This is a genomic window from Streptomyces sp. NPDC004561 (genome assembly GCF_053602155.1).
In genome coordinates this window covers 1-14,295 of record NZ_JBSGDB010000021.1, presented here as the reverse complement: position 1 = coordinate 14,295, position 14,295 = coordinate 1, and the positions used below count along the sequence as shown (strand labels likewise).

Genomic DNA, 14,295 nt, shown 5'->3' with positions numbered 1-14,295 from the left:
TGAAGATACCCTGAGGGCAAGCGAAACGAAACCGTTTCGTACGTGTGCTGGGTCACGAACGTGAAGGGCGCATAAGTTGCTTGCCCCCAGCGGGGGGAAAAGCATGGGAGGGTGAGCTATCTGCGCCTTCCCCACCTCAACGGCGACCTGCTGTGCTTCGTGGCCGAGGACGACCTCTGGCTGGCCCCCCTCGACGCCCCGGGCCGCGCCTGGCGGCTCACGGCGGACCGCACGAAGGCCGGCCACCCGCGCTTCTCCCCCGACGGCAGCCGGATCGCGTACGCGACCTGGCGAAGCCTCGCCCCCGAGATCCACCTCGTCGGCGTCGACGGCGGTCCCTCGCGGCAGCTGACGTACTGGGGCAGCAGCGACACCCAGGTCTGCGGCTGGACCCCGGACGGGGAGATCCTGGCGGTGGCCTCCCACAGCCAGCCCTTCTCCTACTTCACCTGGGCCTACAAGGTCCCCACCGACGGCGACCCGGGCGGCCGCCTGCCCTGGGGCCCGGTCGCCGACATCCAGGTCGCCGACGTCGACGGCGAGCACAAGACCCTGCTGCTCACCGGCACCCCGCCGCACGAACCGGCCTCCTGGAAGCGCTACCGCGGCGGCGCCATGGGCCGCCTCTGGCTGCACGGGCAGCAGCTCCTGCCCGGCATCGGCGGCCACCTGGCCTCCCCCATGTTCGTCGCCGGCCGGATCGCCTTCCTCTCCGACCACGAGGGCGTCGGCAACCTCTACTCCTGCGCCCACGACGGCACCGACCTGCGCCGCCACACCGACCACGACGCCTTCTACGCCCGCCACGCCTCCAGCGACGGCTCCCGGGTGGTCTACCAGTGCGCGGGCGACCTGTGGCTGGTGGACGACTTCTCCCCGCGAGGGGTGCCGCGCAAGCTGGACGTCCGCCTCGCCGGGCCGGCCACCGGCCGCCGCCCGTACCAGGTGCCGGCCGCGCAGAACGTCGACGGCATCTCCGTGGACGAGACCGGCCGGGCCAGCGCGGTCGTCGTCCGCGGCAGCCTGCACTGGCTCACCCACCGCGACGGCCCGGCCCGTACGATCACCGACACCCCCGGTGTCCGGGTGCGGCTGCCGGAGATGCTGGGCTCCACCGGGCAGGTGGCGTACGTGACCGACGCCGAGGGCGAGGACGCCGTGGAGATCGCCCAGCTCCCCCGCGCGACCGGCGACCGGCCGCCCCGCCGGCTGGCCTCCGGCCGGCTGGGCCGCGTCCTGGAGATGGCCTCCGACCCGCTCGGCGAACGCCTGGCCGTCGCCTCGCACGACGGACGCCTCCTCCTGATCGACGTCACGGAGGAGCCGGGCACCGAAGCCACGGACCTCTTCGGCGAGGGCCCGGAGGCTCTGGCGGCCGACACCGCGAAGGAGCCGGGCACCGAGGACGCGGGCGGCGCCGGAGGGGACGCTCCGGAGCTGGTCACCGAGTTGATCCGGTCCGTCAACGGACCCGTGCGCGACCTCGCCTTCTCCCCCGACGGCTCCTGGCTCACCTGGTCCCACCCCGGCATCGGCCGCACGCTGCGCCAGATCAAGCTGGCCCGCATCAAGGACCGGCACATCGTCGACGTCACCAACGGCCGCTTCGAGGACGAGAACCCCGTCTTCACCCGCGACGGCCGCTACCTCGCCTTCCTGTCCTGGCGCGGCTTCGACCCGGTGTACGACGTCCACACCGGCGACCTGTCCTTCCCGCTCGGCTGCCGCCCCTACCTGGTGCCGCTGTCCTCGGCGACCCCCTCGCCCTTCGCCCTGAACCCCGAGGGGCGGCCGGCCGCCGGCGGGCTCGACCCGCTCGAGGACGAGGAGACCGGCGAGGCCGGCACGGTCACCGTCGAGGTGGAGGGCCTGGAGAACAGGGTCACCCCGTTCCCGGTCGTCGCCTCCAAGTACTCGGGGCTGTCCCCGGTCGCGGGTGGCGGCCTGGTCTGGCTGCGCTGGCCGATCTCCGGCGCGCTCGGCGAGACCTTCGTCAACCCGGCCGACGTCAGCGGGCGGCCGACCCTGGAGTACTTCAACATCACCAAGGCGAAGAAGTCCGAACTCATCGACCACCTCGACTGGTTCGCGGTGAGCGGGGACGGCACCCGGCTCGTCGTCGTGGACGAGGGCGACCTGCGCGCGGTCCCCTCCACTGAGACCGGCGACAGCGACACGACCGTCTGGATCGACCTGCGCCGCATCCTGCACGTGGTCGACCCGCCCGCCGAGTGGCGCCAGTCGTACGAGGAGGCGGGTCGGCTGATCCGCGCCTACTTCTGGGACCCCGGCATGTGCGGCATCGACTGGGACGCGGTGCTCGACCAGTACCGCCCGCTCGTCGAACGGGTCGCCTCCCCCGACGAGTTCGCGGACCTCCTGCGCGAGGTCCTCGGCGAACTCGGCACCTCCCACGCCTACGTCACCGCCGCCCGCCGCAACGAGGGCCCGCCCCACTACCAGCGCTGGCAGGGCCTGCTCGGCGCCAACCTCGTCCACCGCGAAGGCGGCTGGACGGTCAAGCGCATCCTGCCCGGCGACTCCTCCGACTCCAAGGCCCGCTCCCCGCTGGCCGGCACGGGCATCCGCGAGGGCGCGATCCTGACCCATGTCGACGGCCGCCCGGTCGACCCGGTGACGGGCCCCTACCCACTGCTGGCCGGCTCGGGCGGTACGACCGTGGAGCTGACCTTCACCCCCGCGGACGGCGAGGCGGGGCGGCCCCGGCGGGTGGCCGTCGTCCCGCTCGTCGACGAACGGCCGCTGCGCTACCAGGACTGGGTGGCCAAACGCCGGGCCGTCGTACGGGAGCTGAGCGGCGGCAAGTGCGGCTATCTGCACATCCCCGACATGGGCGGCTCCGGCTGGGCCCAGTTCAACCGCGACCTGCGCATGGAGGTGTCCCGGCCCGCGCTGATCGTGGACGTGCGCGGCAACGCGGGCGGGCACATCAGCGAACTCGTCATCGAGAAGCTGACCCGCACGATCCTCGGCTGGGACCTGACCCGGGACGCGCAGCCGGTGTCGTACACCTCCAACGCCCCCCGGGGCCCGGTGGTGGCCCTGGCCGACGAGGCGACCTCCTCCGACGGCGACATGATCACGGCCGCCTTCAAACTCCTGAAACTCGGCCCGGTGGTCGGCCAGCGCACCTGGGGCGGAGTCGTCGGCATGACCGGCCGCCACCGCCTCGGCGACGGCACGGTCATCACCGTCCCGATGAACGCCGCCTGGTTCGACGCCTACGGCTGGTCCGTGGAGAACCACGGCGTCGCCCCCGACCTCGAGATCATGCGCACCCCGCTGGACTGGGCCGAGGGCCGCCACGCCCAGATGGACGACGCGGTCCAGCTCGCGCTCGACCTGCTCGAGACCAATCCCGCCGCGGTCCCCCCGGACTACAGCGACGCACCCGACCACTCCCGTCCCAAGCTGCCGCCCAGGACCACCTGAAACGAACGCGGGGCGCCCGCCGCGACGGAGGGCGCCCCACGCCGAGACCGGCCAAGGCCGAGCGCAACGACTAGGCGTCGTAGTCCTGGTCGAACCGGTCCTGCATCTCGTGCTCCGAGTCCTCGATGTCGCGCGTGTTCTGGCGACCACGCTCGGACTGGGGCTGCTGACCACGCTGCGGCTGCTGGCCACGCTGCGGCTGCTGGCCACGCTGGGGCTGCTGACCGCGCTGGGGCTGCTGACCGTGCTGGCCGGCGCGCTCACGCGCCTGGTCCAGCTTGCCCTTGCCCTTCTGCTGCGGCGAGGTGGCCTGGTCCTGGTACTGGTCCTTCATACCCATGTGGGTTCACTCCCGTGGGGTGAGGTGTAAGCCCCTCGGTGGGGCCTCGACCAGATTCACACGGGCGAACACGGAGTGCATGTCGATCAGTTACGGTGCGTAGCGCGCTCCGCCTCGTCGGCCGCCCCACCTGCGCCGACGAGCCCGGAGCGCATCCCCTGCAGCCGCGGCGCGAACCGCTTCATCTCGCGCCGGCCGACCGTCCCGATGAGCGCCGGCAGATACCCGCGCACCCCCTGCATGCCGCGCAGCCACCACTGCCCGTACACATGCGCCGAGCGCCGCTCGATCCCGGCGACGAGCCGGTCCACGGCGGGACCCAGCGGGTATGTCTTGTTGGACGGCCACGGCAGCCGCTGCCGCAGCTCGCGCATCACGTCGTCCTGGTCGGCGCCGCGCACCATGTCGGTGTCGGTCCAGGACAGGTACCCGACGCCGACGCCCACGCCCTGGTAGCCGACCTCGGCGCGCAGACTGTGCGCGTACGCCTCCACACCCGACTTGGAGGCGCAGTACGCCGTCATCATCGGCGCCGGCGTGATCGCGGCGAGCGAGGCGATCTGGAGCAGATAGCCGCGGCTCTCCACCAGCACCGGCAGGAACGCGCGCGCGGTCACCGCCGAGCCGATCAGGTTCACCTCGATCACCCGCCGCCAGGCCCCCGGATCGGAGTCGGCGAACGGACCGCCCGTCGCCACACCGGCGTTGGCGACCACGATGTCGACCTTCCCGAACCGCGCCTTCACCTCCCGCGCCACCCGGCTCATCGCCTCGTGGTCGGTGACGTCGGCGTACCAGTACGCGCTGTCGCTGTGCAGCCGCCCGGAGACCTCCTTGAGCGCCTCCTCCTCCAGCCCGACCAGTGCCACCTTCGCGCCGCGCGCGGACAGCTTGCGCGCCAGCAACTCGCCGACGCCGCGCGCCGCTCCGGTGACGACCGCGACCTGCCCTTCGAGGCTGACCCTGCTCATGCACCCTCCTTGATCTGCACGGGGATGGAACGGTGCTCCTGCTCGGGGACGGCCCCCGCGAGGTACGTGATGACGAGTTCCCGGATCCGGCCGGTCACCGCCCCGGGAGCCTCGATCGGTGTCATGTGGCCGACCCCTTTCAGCTCGGTGAGGCCGACGCAGTGCGGCAGCGCGGCGACCAGCGCGCGGGCGTGCACCAGCGGCGTGAGCCGGTCGGACGCGCCGTGCAGTACCGCGGTGGGCGCCGCCAACTCCCGTACGCCGTGGTCGAGATCGAGCGCCGCGAGGACGGCGGACCAGGCATGGCGCACGGCGCGCGGGCAGGCGTGCACGATCCGCGCGCACGTCTCCACCATGTGCGGAGCCGAACCGCCGCCCATGGTGGCGTACTTGAGGACCCTCTTCGCGACCGGCGTGACCGGGCCGAGGGGAGCACTCGAACCGAGAATGCGCCCGGTGACCCAGGTGCGCACCCGCCCTGCGCCCATCGGCACCACGCGCGACTCGGCGACCAGCCGGGAGCTTCCGGTGCTGCACAGCAGGACGGCGGCGGTGTGCTCGCGGAAGCGGGGGCGCGCGGCGGCGGCCATGACCGTCATGCCACCCATGGAGTGCCCGACGAGCAGGGCCTTCTCCCCTCGTTCGAGGGTCTCGGCGAGCACCGCCTCCAGGTCGTCCGCCAGCGCGTGGGTCGTGCACGCGGGGCTCTCGGGACTGCGCCCGTGCCCCCTCTGGTCGTAGGCGATCACCCGGTGGTCGGTCGCCAGGTCCCGGATCTGCGCCGCCCAGAAGGCGGTGGAGCAGGTCCAGCCGTGGGACAGGACGACGGCGGGCGCGTGCTCGGGTCCGTGCACCTCGACGTGCAGCCGCGCGCCGTCGGCGGAGACGACGGTGAGCTCACGGGCGGGGGCGGGCGGTGCGTAGGGGCCGGAGGTCACGGCGGCTGGCCGGCTCACGCGGCGGCCCCGCTCGGCTGTCCGGCCGCCGGGCCCTCGGCCACCGGCTCCCCGGCCGTGGCCCCCGGGTCCTGTGCCCCCGGGTCCTTCGCCGGCGCGGGCCCGCGGATCACCTCGTACTCCGCCAGGTCCACGCGCCGGGTCGCGCGCCGGAACTCGCTCGTCGTACCGGGCCAGATGGTGGTGTTGCGGCCGCTAGCGTCCAGGTACCAGCTCGTGCAGCCGCCGGTGTTCCACACGGTCCGCTTCATGCGCTCCTGGACCTGGTGGTTCCAGGCCTCGACGGCGGCGGGCCGGGCGTCGAGGGCGGCCCGGCCGCCGAGCACGTCGAGCTGGCGCAGGTAGTCGGCCATGTAGTTCAGGTGGGACTCGATCATCAGGATCATGGAGGAGTTCCCGAGGCCCGTGTTGGGTCCGATGATCGTCATCCAGTTGGGGAAGCCGGCCGCCGCGGCGCCGCGCAGCGCCCGCATGCCGCTCTTCCAGGTCTCGGCCAGTGTGAGGCCCTCCGCGCCGACCACGCGCTCGGCGATCGGCATGTCCGTGACGTGGAAGCCCGTGCCGAAGACGATCGCGTCCACCTCGGCCTCGGTGCCGTCGGCGGCGACGACCGTCGAGCCGCGGATCTCGCCGAGCCCACTGGCGACGACGTCCACGTTGGGGCGGGCGAGCGCCGGATAGTACGTGCTGGACAGCAGGATCCGCTTGCAGCCGATGCGGTAGTCGGGGGTGAGCCTGGCGCGCAGGGCCGGGTCCTTGACGGCGCGGGCCATGTTCCGCTTGGCGAGCTGCTCGACCAATCCGAGTTCGTCGGGGTGCTTCGTGAACGCCTGCACCTGCAGTTCCCGGATGCCCCACAGCAGCCCGCGCCGCAGCTGGGTGGTGAAGGGCAGCGACCGGTGCAGCAGACGCTCGGCGCCGGTGATGGCACGGTCGACGCGGGGCATGACCCACGGCGGGGTGCGCTGGAAGAGGGTGAGCCGGCCGACCTGGGGCTGGATGGCGGGCACGATCTGGATGGCGGAGGCGCCGGTGCCGACCATGGCCACCCGCTTGCCCCGCAGGTCGTAGTCGTGGTCCCAGCGGGCGGAGTGGAACACCTTGCCCGGGAAGGACTCCAGGCCCGGGATCTCCGGGATCTTCGGCTCGGACAGCGGGCCCGTGGCGGAGACGACGACGTCGGCGGTCAGCGGCCCGCGGGCGGTCTCGATCTCCCACCGCAGGTTCTCCGCGTCCCACGTCATCAGCTTCACCTCGGACCCGAAGCGGATGTGCGGGCGCAGGCCGAAGACGTCCGTGACGTGCTCCAGATAGGCCCGGATGTGCTGCTGCCCGGAGAAGGTGCGCGGCCACTCGGGGTTGGGCGCGAAGGAGAAGGAGTACAGGTGGGAGGGCACGTCGCAGGCGCACCCCGGATAGCTGTTGTCCCGCCAGGTGCCACCGACGCTGTCCGCCCGCTCCAGGACGGCGAAGTCGGTGATCCCCTCGCGGCGCAGCCGCACGGCGGCCCCCAGCCCGCCGAAGCCGGACCCGATCACCGCCACCCGTACATGCTCGTGCCCGGCCATCCCGAAGCCTCCACACATCACCTAGGAACTCCGCCAGTGAACACTGGCGCAATGGGACTGTAGAGCAGCTCCGTACCGAGCGGTAGGGGGCGGGAAAAGGAAAGTTACCGGCGGTACGCCATAGGCTGCGGGCGTGGCAGAGGACGCAGAACACCCGGAGGCACAGCCGGACACCCGGCGCGAGTACCGCATGGAGGAGCTGGCCCGGCGGGCCGGCATCACCGTGCGCACCCTGCGCTTCTACCGCGAGCGCAAGCTGCTCCCGCCACCCCGCCGCGAGGGCCGCATCGCCTGGTACGACGACCACCACCTGGCCCGTCTGCGCACCATCGCGGCCCTGCTGGAGCGCGGCCACACACTGAACGGCATAGCGGAGCTCGCGGAGGCCCTCGACCAGGGCCGGAACGTCGCCGACCTGCTCGGCGTCGGCACCCCGACCGAGGAGGAGCCGGTCCGCCTCACCCCCGAGGAGCTCGCCGCCCGCTTCGAGGGCGAGGTCACCCCCGAGAACCTCGCCGCCGCCATGGAACTCGGCTACCTCGGCACCGACGGGGACGAGATCGTCCACATCAGCGGCCGGCTGCTGGACGTCTCCTCCGCGCTCGTCCGCGAGGGCGTCCCGCTCGCCGAGGTCCTCACGGCCGGCGCCCGCGTCCGCGAGCACGCCGACGCCCTGGCCGAGCTCTTCACCGCCCTGATCCTGCGCCACGCCCCCGAGGAGGACCTCCACCGCCTGCGCCCCCTCGCCCGCAGCGTGGTGGAGGCGGAACTCTCCCTGGCCCTGGACCGCCGGATGAGCAAACGCGCCTGAGCGGGCCGCTAGCGGTCGTAGACGACGGTCACCGGGGCGTGGTCGGACCAGCGCTCGGCGTGCGTGGCCGCGCGCTCCACGAAGCCCTTGACGGCCCTGGCGGCCAGGCCGGGCGTGGCGGCGTGATAGTCGATGCGCCATCCCGAGTCGTTGTCGAAGGCCCGCCCCCGGTACGACCACCAGGTGTACGGCCCCTCGACGTCCGGGTGCAGGGACCGTACGACGTCGACGTAGCCGCCCTCCTCCGGGGCGAGGACCCGGCCGAGCCACTCGCGCTCCCCGGGCAGGAAGCCGGAGTTCTTGGTGTTGCCGCGCCAGTTCTTGAGGTCGGCCTGCCGGTGGGCGATGTTCCAGTCGCCGCAGACGACCACCTCGCGCCCGTCGGCGGCGGCCCGCTCGCGCAGCCGCTTGAGGTGGGCGAGGAACTCGCCCATGAAGCGGATCTTCTCGTCCTGCCGCTCGGTGCCGACCTCACCGGAGGGCAGATAGAGGGAGGCGACCGTGACCCCGGGCAGGTCGGCCTCGACATAGCGCCCGCTGCCGTCGAACTCGGCCGATCCGAAGCCGATCCGGACCCGGTCGGGCTCGCGCCGCGTGTAGAGGGAGACGCCCGCACGGCCCTTGGCGGCGGCCGGGGCGTGCACGACGTGCCAGCCGTCGGGCTGCCGGACGCCCCCGGGCAGCTGGTGCGGCTCGGCGCGCACCTCCTGCAGGCAGACGACGTCCGCCTCGGTGCGGGCGAGCCACTCCACGAAGCCCTTTTTGGCGGCGGCCCGCAGTCCGTTCACGTTCACCGAGGTCACAGTCAGCACCCGGGCACGATACCGGCACACTGGACGGAGCCTGCACGACCCGATGTCCCCTACTGCATAGAAGTACGATACCCAGCATGATTATTCGCCAGGTCCGTTTCGACCACCCCGACGCCGTCAAGCTCAACGACGAGGTCCAGGCCGAGTACCGTCAGCGCTACGGCGACGACGGCGACGCCACCCTCCTCGCCGCCGGCGACTTCGACCCGCCCGCCGGTGTGTACCTGATCGCGTACGACGTGTCCGACCGCCCGGTGGCCACCGGCGGCTGGCGCAGCCAGGACCGCAACGGGCAGGGCAACGAGGACGGCGACGCGGAGCTCAAGCGCATGTACGTGATCGACGGGATGCGCGGCCGGGGCCTGGCCCGCCGCATGCTCGCGGCCCTGGAGGAGGACGCCCGCACGGCGGGCCGGGTGCGGATGGTCCTGGAGACCGGCACCGCCCAGCCGGAGGCCATCGCCCTGTACGCGTCCAGCGGCTACGAACTGTGCGCCAAGTTCGGCCACTACCGCCACCACGAGGAGAGCCGCTGCTTCGCGAAGCGGCTGTAAACACGATGAAGCCCCAGTCGGCTTTCGCCGGCTGGGGCTTCATGCTGCGTGGACCTGAGGGGATTTGAACCCCTGGCCCCCTCGATGCGAACGAGGTGCGCTACCGGACTGCGCCACAGGCCCTTGCAACGAGTGAAACTTTAGCATCCCGATCGGGGTGCTTGGAAATCCGTTCCCGGACTGGTCAGGGGCGGCTTCCCGGGATGTGGCCGCCGTCACTCGTTGGCCGCGCGGGGGCGGCCGCCCTCCTCGTACTGGTCGAAGAGCGGGGTGCGTACGCGCCCCCGGGCCCGGCGGGCGGAGGCCGCGCGGCGGGCGTCGCTGCGGCCGTCGGCCGGCCTGTCCTCCGCCGCGGACGCCTGCTCGTCCGGCTGGGCCTCCGGCGCGTGGCTCACCTCGTGCTCCGGCGCGACCGAGCTGGAGCGTGCCGAGCTCCAGGTGTCGGGCGCACCCAGGTCGACGTCGGAGGTGGCGCGCGGGGCGACCGGCGCGGTCACGTACGTCGGCAGCGGGACCGGTACCGGGTCCCAGCTGTCCCCGTGCCCGGGCCGCCGCTGCCGCTCGCGCTGCTGGTCGACCCACTCGGCGTGGTCGGTCTGCTCGACGAGGGCGCGCCGGTCGGCGGCGAGCGCGGAGAGACCGGAGTCGGTGTCGGCGCCCGGTCCCTCGTCCGGTTCGCCGGCCACGGCGCCGGAGCCGGCGTCCAGCGGCGCGCGGCGGCGCGGCTGGCGCTCACGCAGCCGCTGGGCGGCCGCCTCGGCACGCCGGCGGTCCATCTGGTAGGCGAAGCGGCGGCGTTCCTGGGTGCGCAGATAGGCGATGTACCCGCTGAGCAGCACGGCGGGTGCGGCGGGCGCCCACAGGAAGGCGAGTCCGCCGACGGCGGCGACGACGGCGCCGAGGGTGAAGGCGAAGAAGAGAACCACGGTGGTGCGCCGACGGCGCGCGAGCACCTTCGAGCGCCGGGCGCGTGCTGCCGCCTGCGCGGAGGACGTGCGCCGTGGCGCGGGGTCGCGCTTCTGTGCTGCCGCGGAAGCGGACCTGGGGGCCGGCGGGACGGGCCGGTCGTGGGCCGCTTCGGGTGCCGGGTCGGCCCTCCGGGACGCCTCGGGCCCGGTCTCCGCGTGGACCTGACGGCGGGTCGGAGGCATGGCGAAGGCCCGGACGTCCACCGAGTCGGTGACGGCGTCCGGATCGCCGGTGTCCGGCTCCCCCTCCTGGGCGGAGCGCGCCCGCAGGTCCTTGGCGTACCGGCGCTCCATACCCGCCCGTCCGGACAGCAGCCGGATGGCGGTGCTGAAGCGTTCCGTCGGACGGGCCTCGTTCAGCTCGTCCTGCCTACGGAGCCACATCGGCACCAAGTAGGCGGCCCAGGCCCCGACAATGACTGCGTAGATGAGGCCGCTGCTGCTCACGTCTCACACCGTAGAGGGGTTTGCACGGAGCCATCCGCCAATTGGGCCGGTGTGTCGCACGATCTGGCTGATATTTCCAGCTTTTTTTGCGACCGATGCGATCAGTGGACCGTCGTCGCCCGTGAATTCAATGCCCTGAGCCGGTCACCGACCGATCATTTTCGAACATGTATTCAATTTCGTGGGCTAGGCGGGATTCCCCCGGGTGTTCTCGCGTTCGGTGTGCCGCCGCTGCCGGGATCGTGCCCGCTGCCAGCGTCCGAGCAAACCGTCCGGCACCTCTTCCGCGGTGAGGGCGAAGACGAGGTGGTCGCGCCAGGCCCCGTCGATGTGCAGATAGCGGGGTCGCAGCCCCTCCTCGCGGAATCCGAGTTTCTCCACGACCCGGCGGCTGGGCCGGTTCTCGGGGCGAATGCAGACCTCGATGCGGTGCAGTCCGACGGCGCGGAAACAGTGGTCCACCGCGAGCGCCACGGCCGTGGGCATCACCCCGCGCCCGGCCACCGACTCGTCCACCCAGTAGCCGATGTGACCCGAGCACATCGACCCCCAGGTGATCCCGGCGACCGTCAACTGCCCGACGAGCCGCCCCTGGTACTCGATGACGAACGGCAGCATCCGGCCCGCGTTCGCCTCGGCGCGCAGATGCCGGACCATCTGGCGGAACGTCGGACGGTGGGTTATCGGCCCGCTCGGCGTGGGCGGCGGGATGGTCGCCTCCCAGGGGCGCAGCCAGTCGCGGTTGCGCCGGTTCACCTCGCGCCAGACCCGCTGGTCGCGCAGCTTTATCGGCCTGAGGACGACATCTCCGTCCACCAGCACGACTGGCCAGGATGGGGTGTTCAGCTCGCACCCCCACTACCGGGTCTGGGGTGGTCGCCGCCGCGGATCTGGTCGACGGCGTGCGCCAGCAGGGGCTCCAGGACGGCGAGGCCGTCCCGCACGCCGCCCGTGGACCCCGGCAGATTGACGATCAGGGTCCGGCCCGCCACTCCGGCCAGGCCGCGGGACAGCGCCGCGGTCGGCACCTTCTCCCGGCCGAACGCCCGGATGGCCTCGGCGATGCCCGGCACCTCGTAGTCGATCACCGCGCGGGTCGCCTCGGGCGTGCGGTCGGTCGGCGAGACGCCGGTGCCGCCGGTGGTGACGATGGCGTCGTAGCCGGCGTCGGCGCCCGCGCGCAGGGCCGCCGCGACGGGGTCCCCGTCGGGGACCACCCGGGGGCCGTCGACGTCGAAGCCGAAGCGCTTGAGGCCGTCGGCGATCAGTGGGCCTCCCCGGTCCTCGTAGACACCCGCCGCCGCCCTGTTGGACGCGGTGATCACCAGAGCTCGGTAGGTCATGCCCGGCTCCAGTCGCCCGACTTGCCGCCCGTCTTCTCCTCCACCCGTACGTCCGTGATGACCGCTCCCTTGTCGACCGCCTTGACCATGTCGATCACGGTGAGCGCGGCGACCGTCACCGCGGTGAGGGCCTCCATCTCGACGCCCGTGCGGTCCGTTGTCTTCACGGTGGCCCGGATCTCCACGGCGTCGTCCGCGACCGACAGATCCAGTGTCACACCGGACACCGACAACGGGTGGCACAGCGGGATGAGGTCCGGGGTGCGCTTGGCGCCCATGATGCCCGCGATCCGGGCGGTGGCGAGCGCGTCCCCCTTGGGCATCCCCTCGCCGCGCAGCAGCTCGACCACGCGGGGCGAGACGAGGACGCGGCCGGCCGCGCGGGCGGTGCGCGCGGTCACCTCCTTGCCGGACACGTCGACCATGCGGGCCGCGCCCGCGTCGTCGATGTGCGTCAGTCGGTCCTGCGCGGCGGCGCCGGGGGTCTCCCCCCGGAAAGGCTCAGTCATGCTGTGTGACGCTCCCGGTCCGGGCCCGTCGCGGTGCGGTGCACGGGCCTGTTGTGCGCGACACGGTACCGCCATGTCCGCGCGCGCGGCCGCCCAGGACCGTCCCGCGGACGGGCACGCGCGCGTGCTCAGCCGAGCAGCACGACCTCCACCTCGGTGCCGGGCTCGACCGACTCCACGTCCTCGGGGACGACGATCAGCGCGTCGGCGTGCGCGAGCGCCGCCACCAGATGGGAGCCTGCGCCGCCGACCGGGGTCACCTCCCCGCCGGCGTGGCTGCCCCGCAGGAACTGACGGCGGCCCTTGGGCGAACGCAGCGCCCGGTCCGCCTTCAGCGTGGCCCGGGTGCGGGGCCGGTGGACGTCCGTGAGCCCCATCAGGGTGCGGATCGCGGGGCGGACGAACAGCTCGAAGGAGACGTACGACGACACGGGGTTGCCGGGCAGGGCCAGCAGGGGCGTGTGGTCGGGGCCGATGGAGCCGAAGCCCTGGGGCTTGCCCGGCTGCATGGCCAGCTTGCGGAACTCGATGCCGCTGCCCGCCTCGTCCTCGTCGCCGACGTGCGACAGCGCCTCCTTGACCACGTCGTACGCCCCGACGCTCACTCCTCCCGTGGTCACCAGCAGGTCGGCGCGGACCAGCTGGTCCTCGATGGTGGACCGCAGGGTCTCGACGTCGTCGGCGACGGCGCCCACCCGGTAGGCGATGGCGCCCGCGTCCCGGGCGGCGGCGGTGAGGGCGAAGCTGTTGGAGTCGTAGATCTGCCCGTTGCCCAGTGGCTCGCCGGGCTGGACGAGTTCGCTGCCGGTGGACATGACGACGACGCGCGGGCGCGGGCGCACGCGGACCGTGCCGCGGCCGATCGCGGCGAGCAGCGCGATCTGCGGCGGGCCGAGGACGGTCCCGGCCTCCAGGGCGCGGTCGCCGGCCTTCACGTCGCTGCCCTTGGCGCGCACGTGCGCGCGTGCCTCGGCGGGGCGGTGGACGCGCACGTGCCCCGCGGCGCCCTCGGGGGCCGAACTGCGCGCCCGCATGCCGCTGACCGGGCCCTCGCCGAGTCCGCCGTCGGTCCACTCGACGGGGACGACGGCCTCGGCGCCGGGCGGCAGCGGGGCGCCGGTCATGATGCGGGCGGCCTGCCCGGGCCCGACCCGGACCAGGTCGGCCGCGCCCGCCGCGACGTCCCCGACGACCTCCAGGACCGCCGGGAACTCCTCGCCCGCGCCGGCCACGTCCGCGACCCGTACCGCGTACCCGTCCATGGAGCTGTTGTCGAACGGCGGCAGGGACACCGGCACCGTGACGTCGTCGATCAGGACGCAGCCCTGGGCGTCGAGCAGTTGCAGCTCGATGGGCTCGAGGGGGCGGACGGCGGCGAGGATGTCCTCCAGGTGCTCGTCCACCGACCACAGGTCGTCCGGGCCGGCGGGGCGGGTCGCGGCGCTGCTCAAGATTGCTGCATCTCCTCGGCTACGTAACTGCGGAGCCAGGTCCGGAACTCCGGGCCCAGGTCTTCACGTTCGCATGCGAGTCTGACAATGGCACGCAGATAGTCGCCACGGT

The 14,295-nt window shown here is 72.9% G+C and carries 13 protein-coding genes, 1 tRNA gene and 1 pseudogene; 3 read left to right on the top strand and 12 right to left on the bottom strand.

The features are described 5' to 3' along the window. The first annotated feature begins 111 nt into the window (after positions 1–111). Positions 112–3,453 (top strand): S41 family peptidase, encoded by a 3,342-nt coding sequence (locus ACWEN3_RS04975; RefSeq protein WP_452965754.1) that lies wholly within the window; start codon positions 112–114, stop codon positions 3,451–3,453. A 70-nt stretch (positions 3,454–3,523) separates the two neighbouring features. Here the strand turns inward: ACWEN3_RS04975 and ACWEN3_RS04970 are convergent, their stop codons facing one another. The 4 genes from ACWEN3_RS04970 to ACWEN3_RS04955 form a co-directional block, all read right to left on the bottom strand. Beyond that, on the bottom strand, positions 3,524–3,793 hold the full coding sequence (locus ACWEN3_RS04970; RefSeq protein WP_452965752.1) for a hypothetical protein: 270 nt from the start codon (positions 3,791–3,793) through the stop codon (positions 3,524–3,526). Positions 3,794–3,879: 86 nt separating this feature from the next. Next, a complete protein-coding gene (locus ACWEN3_RS04965; RefSeq protein ID WP_452965750.1) occupies positions 3,880–4,764 on the bottom strand; it encodes an SDR family oxidoreductase in 885 nt (294 codons plus the stop codon). Continuing rightward, positions 4,761–5,720: an alpha/beta fold hydrolase gene (locus ACWEN3_RS04960; protein ID WP_452965747.1), complete on the bottom strand. Its 960-nt coding sequence runs from the start codon at positions 5,718–5,720 to the stop codon at positions 4,761–4,763. The genes ACWEN3_RS04965 and ACWEN3_RS04960 overlap by 4 nt, the downstream gene beginning before the upstream one ends. Continuing rightward, on the bottom strand, positions 5,717–7,288 hold the full coding sequence (locus ACWEN3_RS04955; RefSeq protein WP_452965744.1) for a flavin-containing monooxygenase: 1,572 nt from the start codon (positions 7,286–7,288) through the stop codon (positions 5,717–5,719). The genes ACWEN3_RS04960 and ACWEN3_RS04955 overlap by 4 nt, the downstream gene beginning before the upstream one ends. A 190-nt stretch (positions 7,289–7,478) precedes the next feature. Between ACWEN3_RS04955 and ACWEN3_RS04950 the strand changes: the two genes are divergently transcribed. Continuing rightward, positions 7,479–8,099, top strand: a complete 621-nt coding sequence (locus tag ACWEN3_RS04950) for a MerR family transcriptional regulator (protein ID WP_452965813.1) — start codon at positions 7,479–7,481, stop codon at positions 8,097–8,099. Positions 8,100–8,107: 8 nt separating this feature from the next. On the opposite strand, the gene ACWEN3_RS04945 is transcribed toward ACWEN3_RS04950, so the two are convergent. Continuing rightward, positions 8,108–8,911 (bottom strand): exodeoxyribonuclease III, encoded by an 804-nt coding sequence (locus ACWEN3_RS04945; RefSeq protein WP_452965743.1) that lies wholly within the window; start codon positions 8,909–8,911, stop codon positions 8,108–8,110. Between the two features lie 77 nt (positions 8,912–8,988). Here ACWEN3_RS04945 and ACWEN3_RS04940 point away from each other — a divergent pair, with 77 nt between their 5' ends. Further along, a complete protein-coding gene (locus tag ACWEN3_RS04940) occupies positions 8,989–9,465 on the top strand; it encodes a GNAT family N-acetyltransferase (RefSeq protein ID WP_452965740.1) in 477 nt (158 codons plus the stop codon). A gap of 49 nt (positions 9,466–9,514) precedes the next feature. Here the strand turns inward: ACWEN3_RS04940 and ACWEN3_RS04935 are convergent. The 7 genes and pseudogenes from ACWEN3_RS04935 to ACWEN3_RS04905 form a co-directional block, all read right to left on the bottom strand. Beyond that, positions 9,515–9,588, bottom strand: a tRNA-Ala gene (locus ACWEN3_RS04935). A 92-nt stretch (positions 9,589–9,680) separates the two neighbouring features. Further along, the gene (sepX, locus tag ACWEN3_RS04930; protein ID WP_452965737.1) at positions 9,681–10,880 is read right to left on the bottom strand and encodes a divisome protein SepX/GlpR; all 1,200 of its coding nucleotides are present in this window, start codon (positions 10,878–10,880) and stop codon (positions 9,681–9,683) included. A 186-nt stretch (positions 10,881–11,066) separates the two neighbouring features. Next, positions 11,067–11,702, bottom strand: coding sequence for a GNAT family N-acetyltransferase (locus ACWEN3_RS04925; RefSeq protein ID WP_452965735.1), 636 nt, complete (start codon positions 11,700–11,702; stop codon positions 11,067–11,069). 20 nt (positions 11,703–11,722) lie between these two features. After that, the gene (locus tag ACWEN3_RS04920; RefSeq protein WP_452965733.1) at positions 11,723–12,223 is read right to left on the bottom strand and encodes a MogA/MoaB family molybdenum cofactor biosynthesis protein; all 501 of its coding nucleotides are present in this window, start codon (positions 12,221–12,223) and stop codon (positions 11,723–11,725) included. After that, the gene (gene moaC, locus ACWEN3_RS04915; RefSeq protein WP_452965730.1) at positions 12,220–12,732 is read right to left on the bottom strand and encodes a cyclic pyranopterin monophosphate synthase MoaC; all 513 of its coding nucleotides are present in this window, start codon (positions 12,730–12,732) and stop codon (positions 12,220–12,222) included. The genes ACWEN3_RS04920 and moaC overlap by 4 nt, the downstream gene beginning before the upstream one ends. 128 nt (positions 12,733–12,860) lie before the next feature. Further along, on the bottom strand, positions 12,861–14,183 hold the full coding sequence (gene glp, locus ACWEN3_RS04910) for a molybdotransferase-like divisome protein Glp (RefSeq protein ID WP_452965728.1): 1,323 nt from the start codon (positions 14,181–14,183) through the stop codon (positions 12,861–12,863). Continuing rightward, positions 14,180–14,295 (bottom strand): annotated as a pseudogene (locus ACWEN3_RS04905) (UTP--glucose-1-phosphate uridylyltransferase); the annotation flags it as partial. The pseudogene ACWEN3_RS04905 and the gene glp, both read right to left, overlap by 4 nt.

Excerpts from the sequence above, each read along its gene's own strand:
- ACWEN3_RS04970 (WP_452965752.1), bottom strand. The coding sequence starts at position 3,793 with ATGGGTATGAAGGACCAGTACCAGGACCAGGCCACCTCGCCGCAGCAG.
- ACWEN3_RS04965 (WP_452965750.1), bottom strand. The coding sequence starts at position 4,764 with ATGAGCAGGGTCAGCCTCGAAGGGCAGGTCGCGGTCGTCACCGGAGCG.
- ACWEN3_RS04955 (WP_452965744.1), bottom strand. The coding sequence starts at position 7,288 with ATGGCCGGGCACGAGCATGTACGGGTGGCGGTGATCGGGTCCGGCTTC.
- ACWEN3_RS04950 (WP_452965813.1), top strand. The coding sequence starts at position 7,479 with ATGGAGGAGCTGGCCCGGCGGGCCGGCATCACCGTGCGCACCCTGCGC.
- ACWEN3_RS04940 (WP_452965740.1), top strand. The coding sequence starts at position 8,989 with ATGATTATTCGCCAGGTCCGTTTCGACCACCCCGACGCCGTCAAGCTC.
- ACWEN3_RS04920 (WP_452965733.1), bottom strand. The coding sequence starts at position 12,223 with ATGACCTACCGAGCTCTGGTGATCACCGCGTCCAACAGGGCGGCGGCG.
- moaC (WP_452965730.1), bottom strand. The coding sequence starts at position 12,732 with ATGACTGAGCCTTTCCGGGGGGAGACCCCCGGCGCCGCCGCGCAGGAC.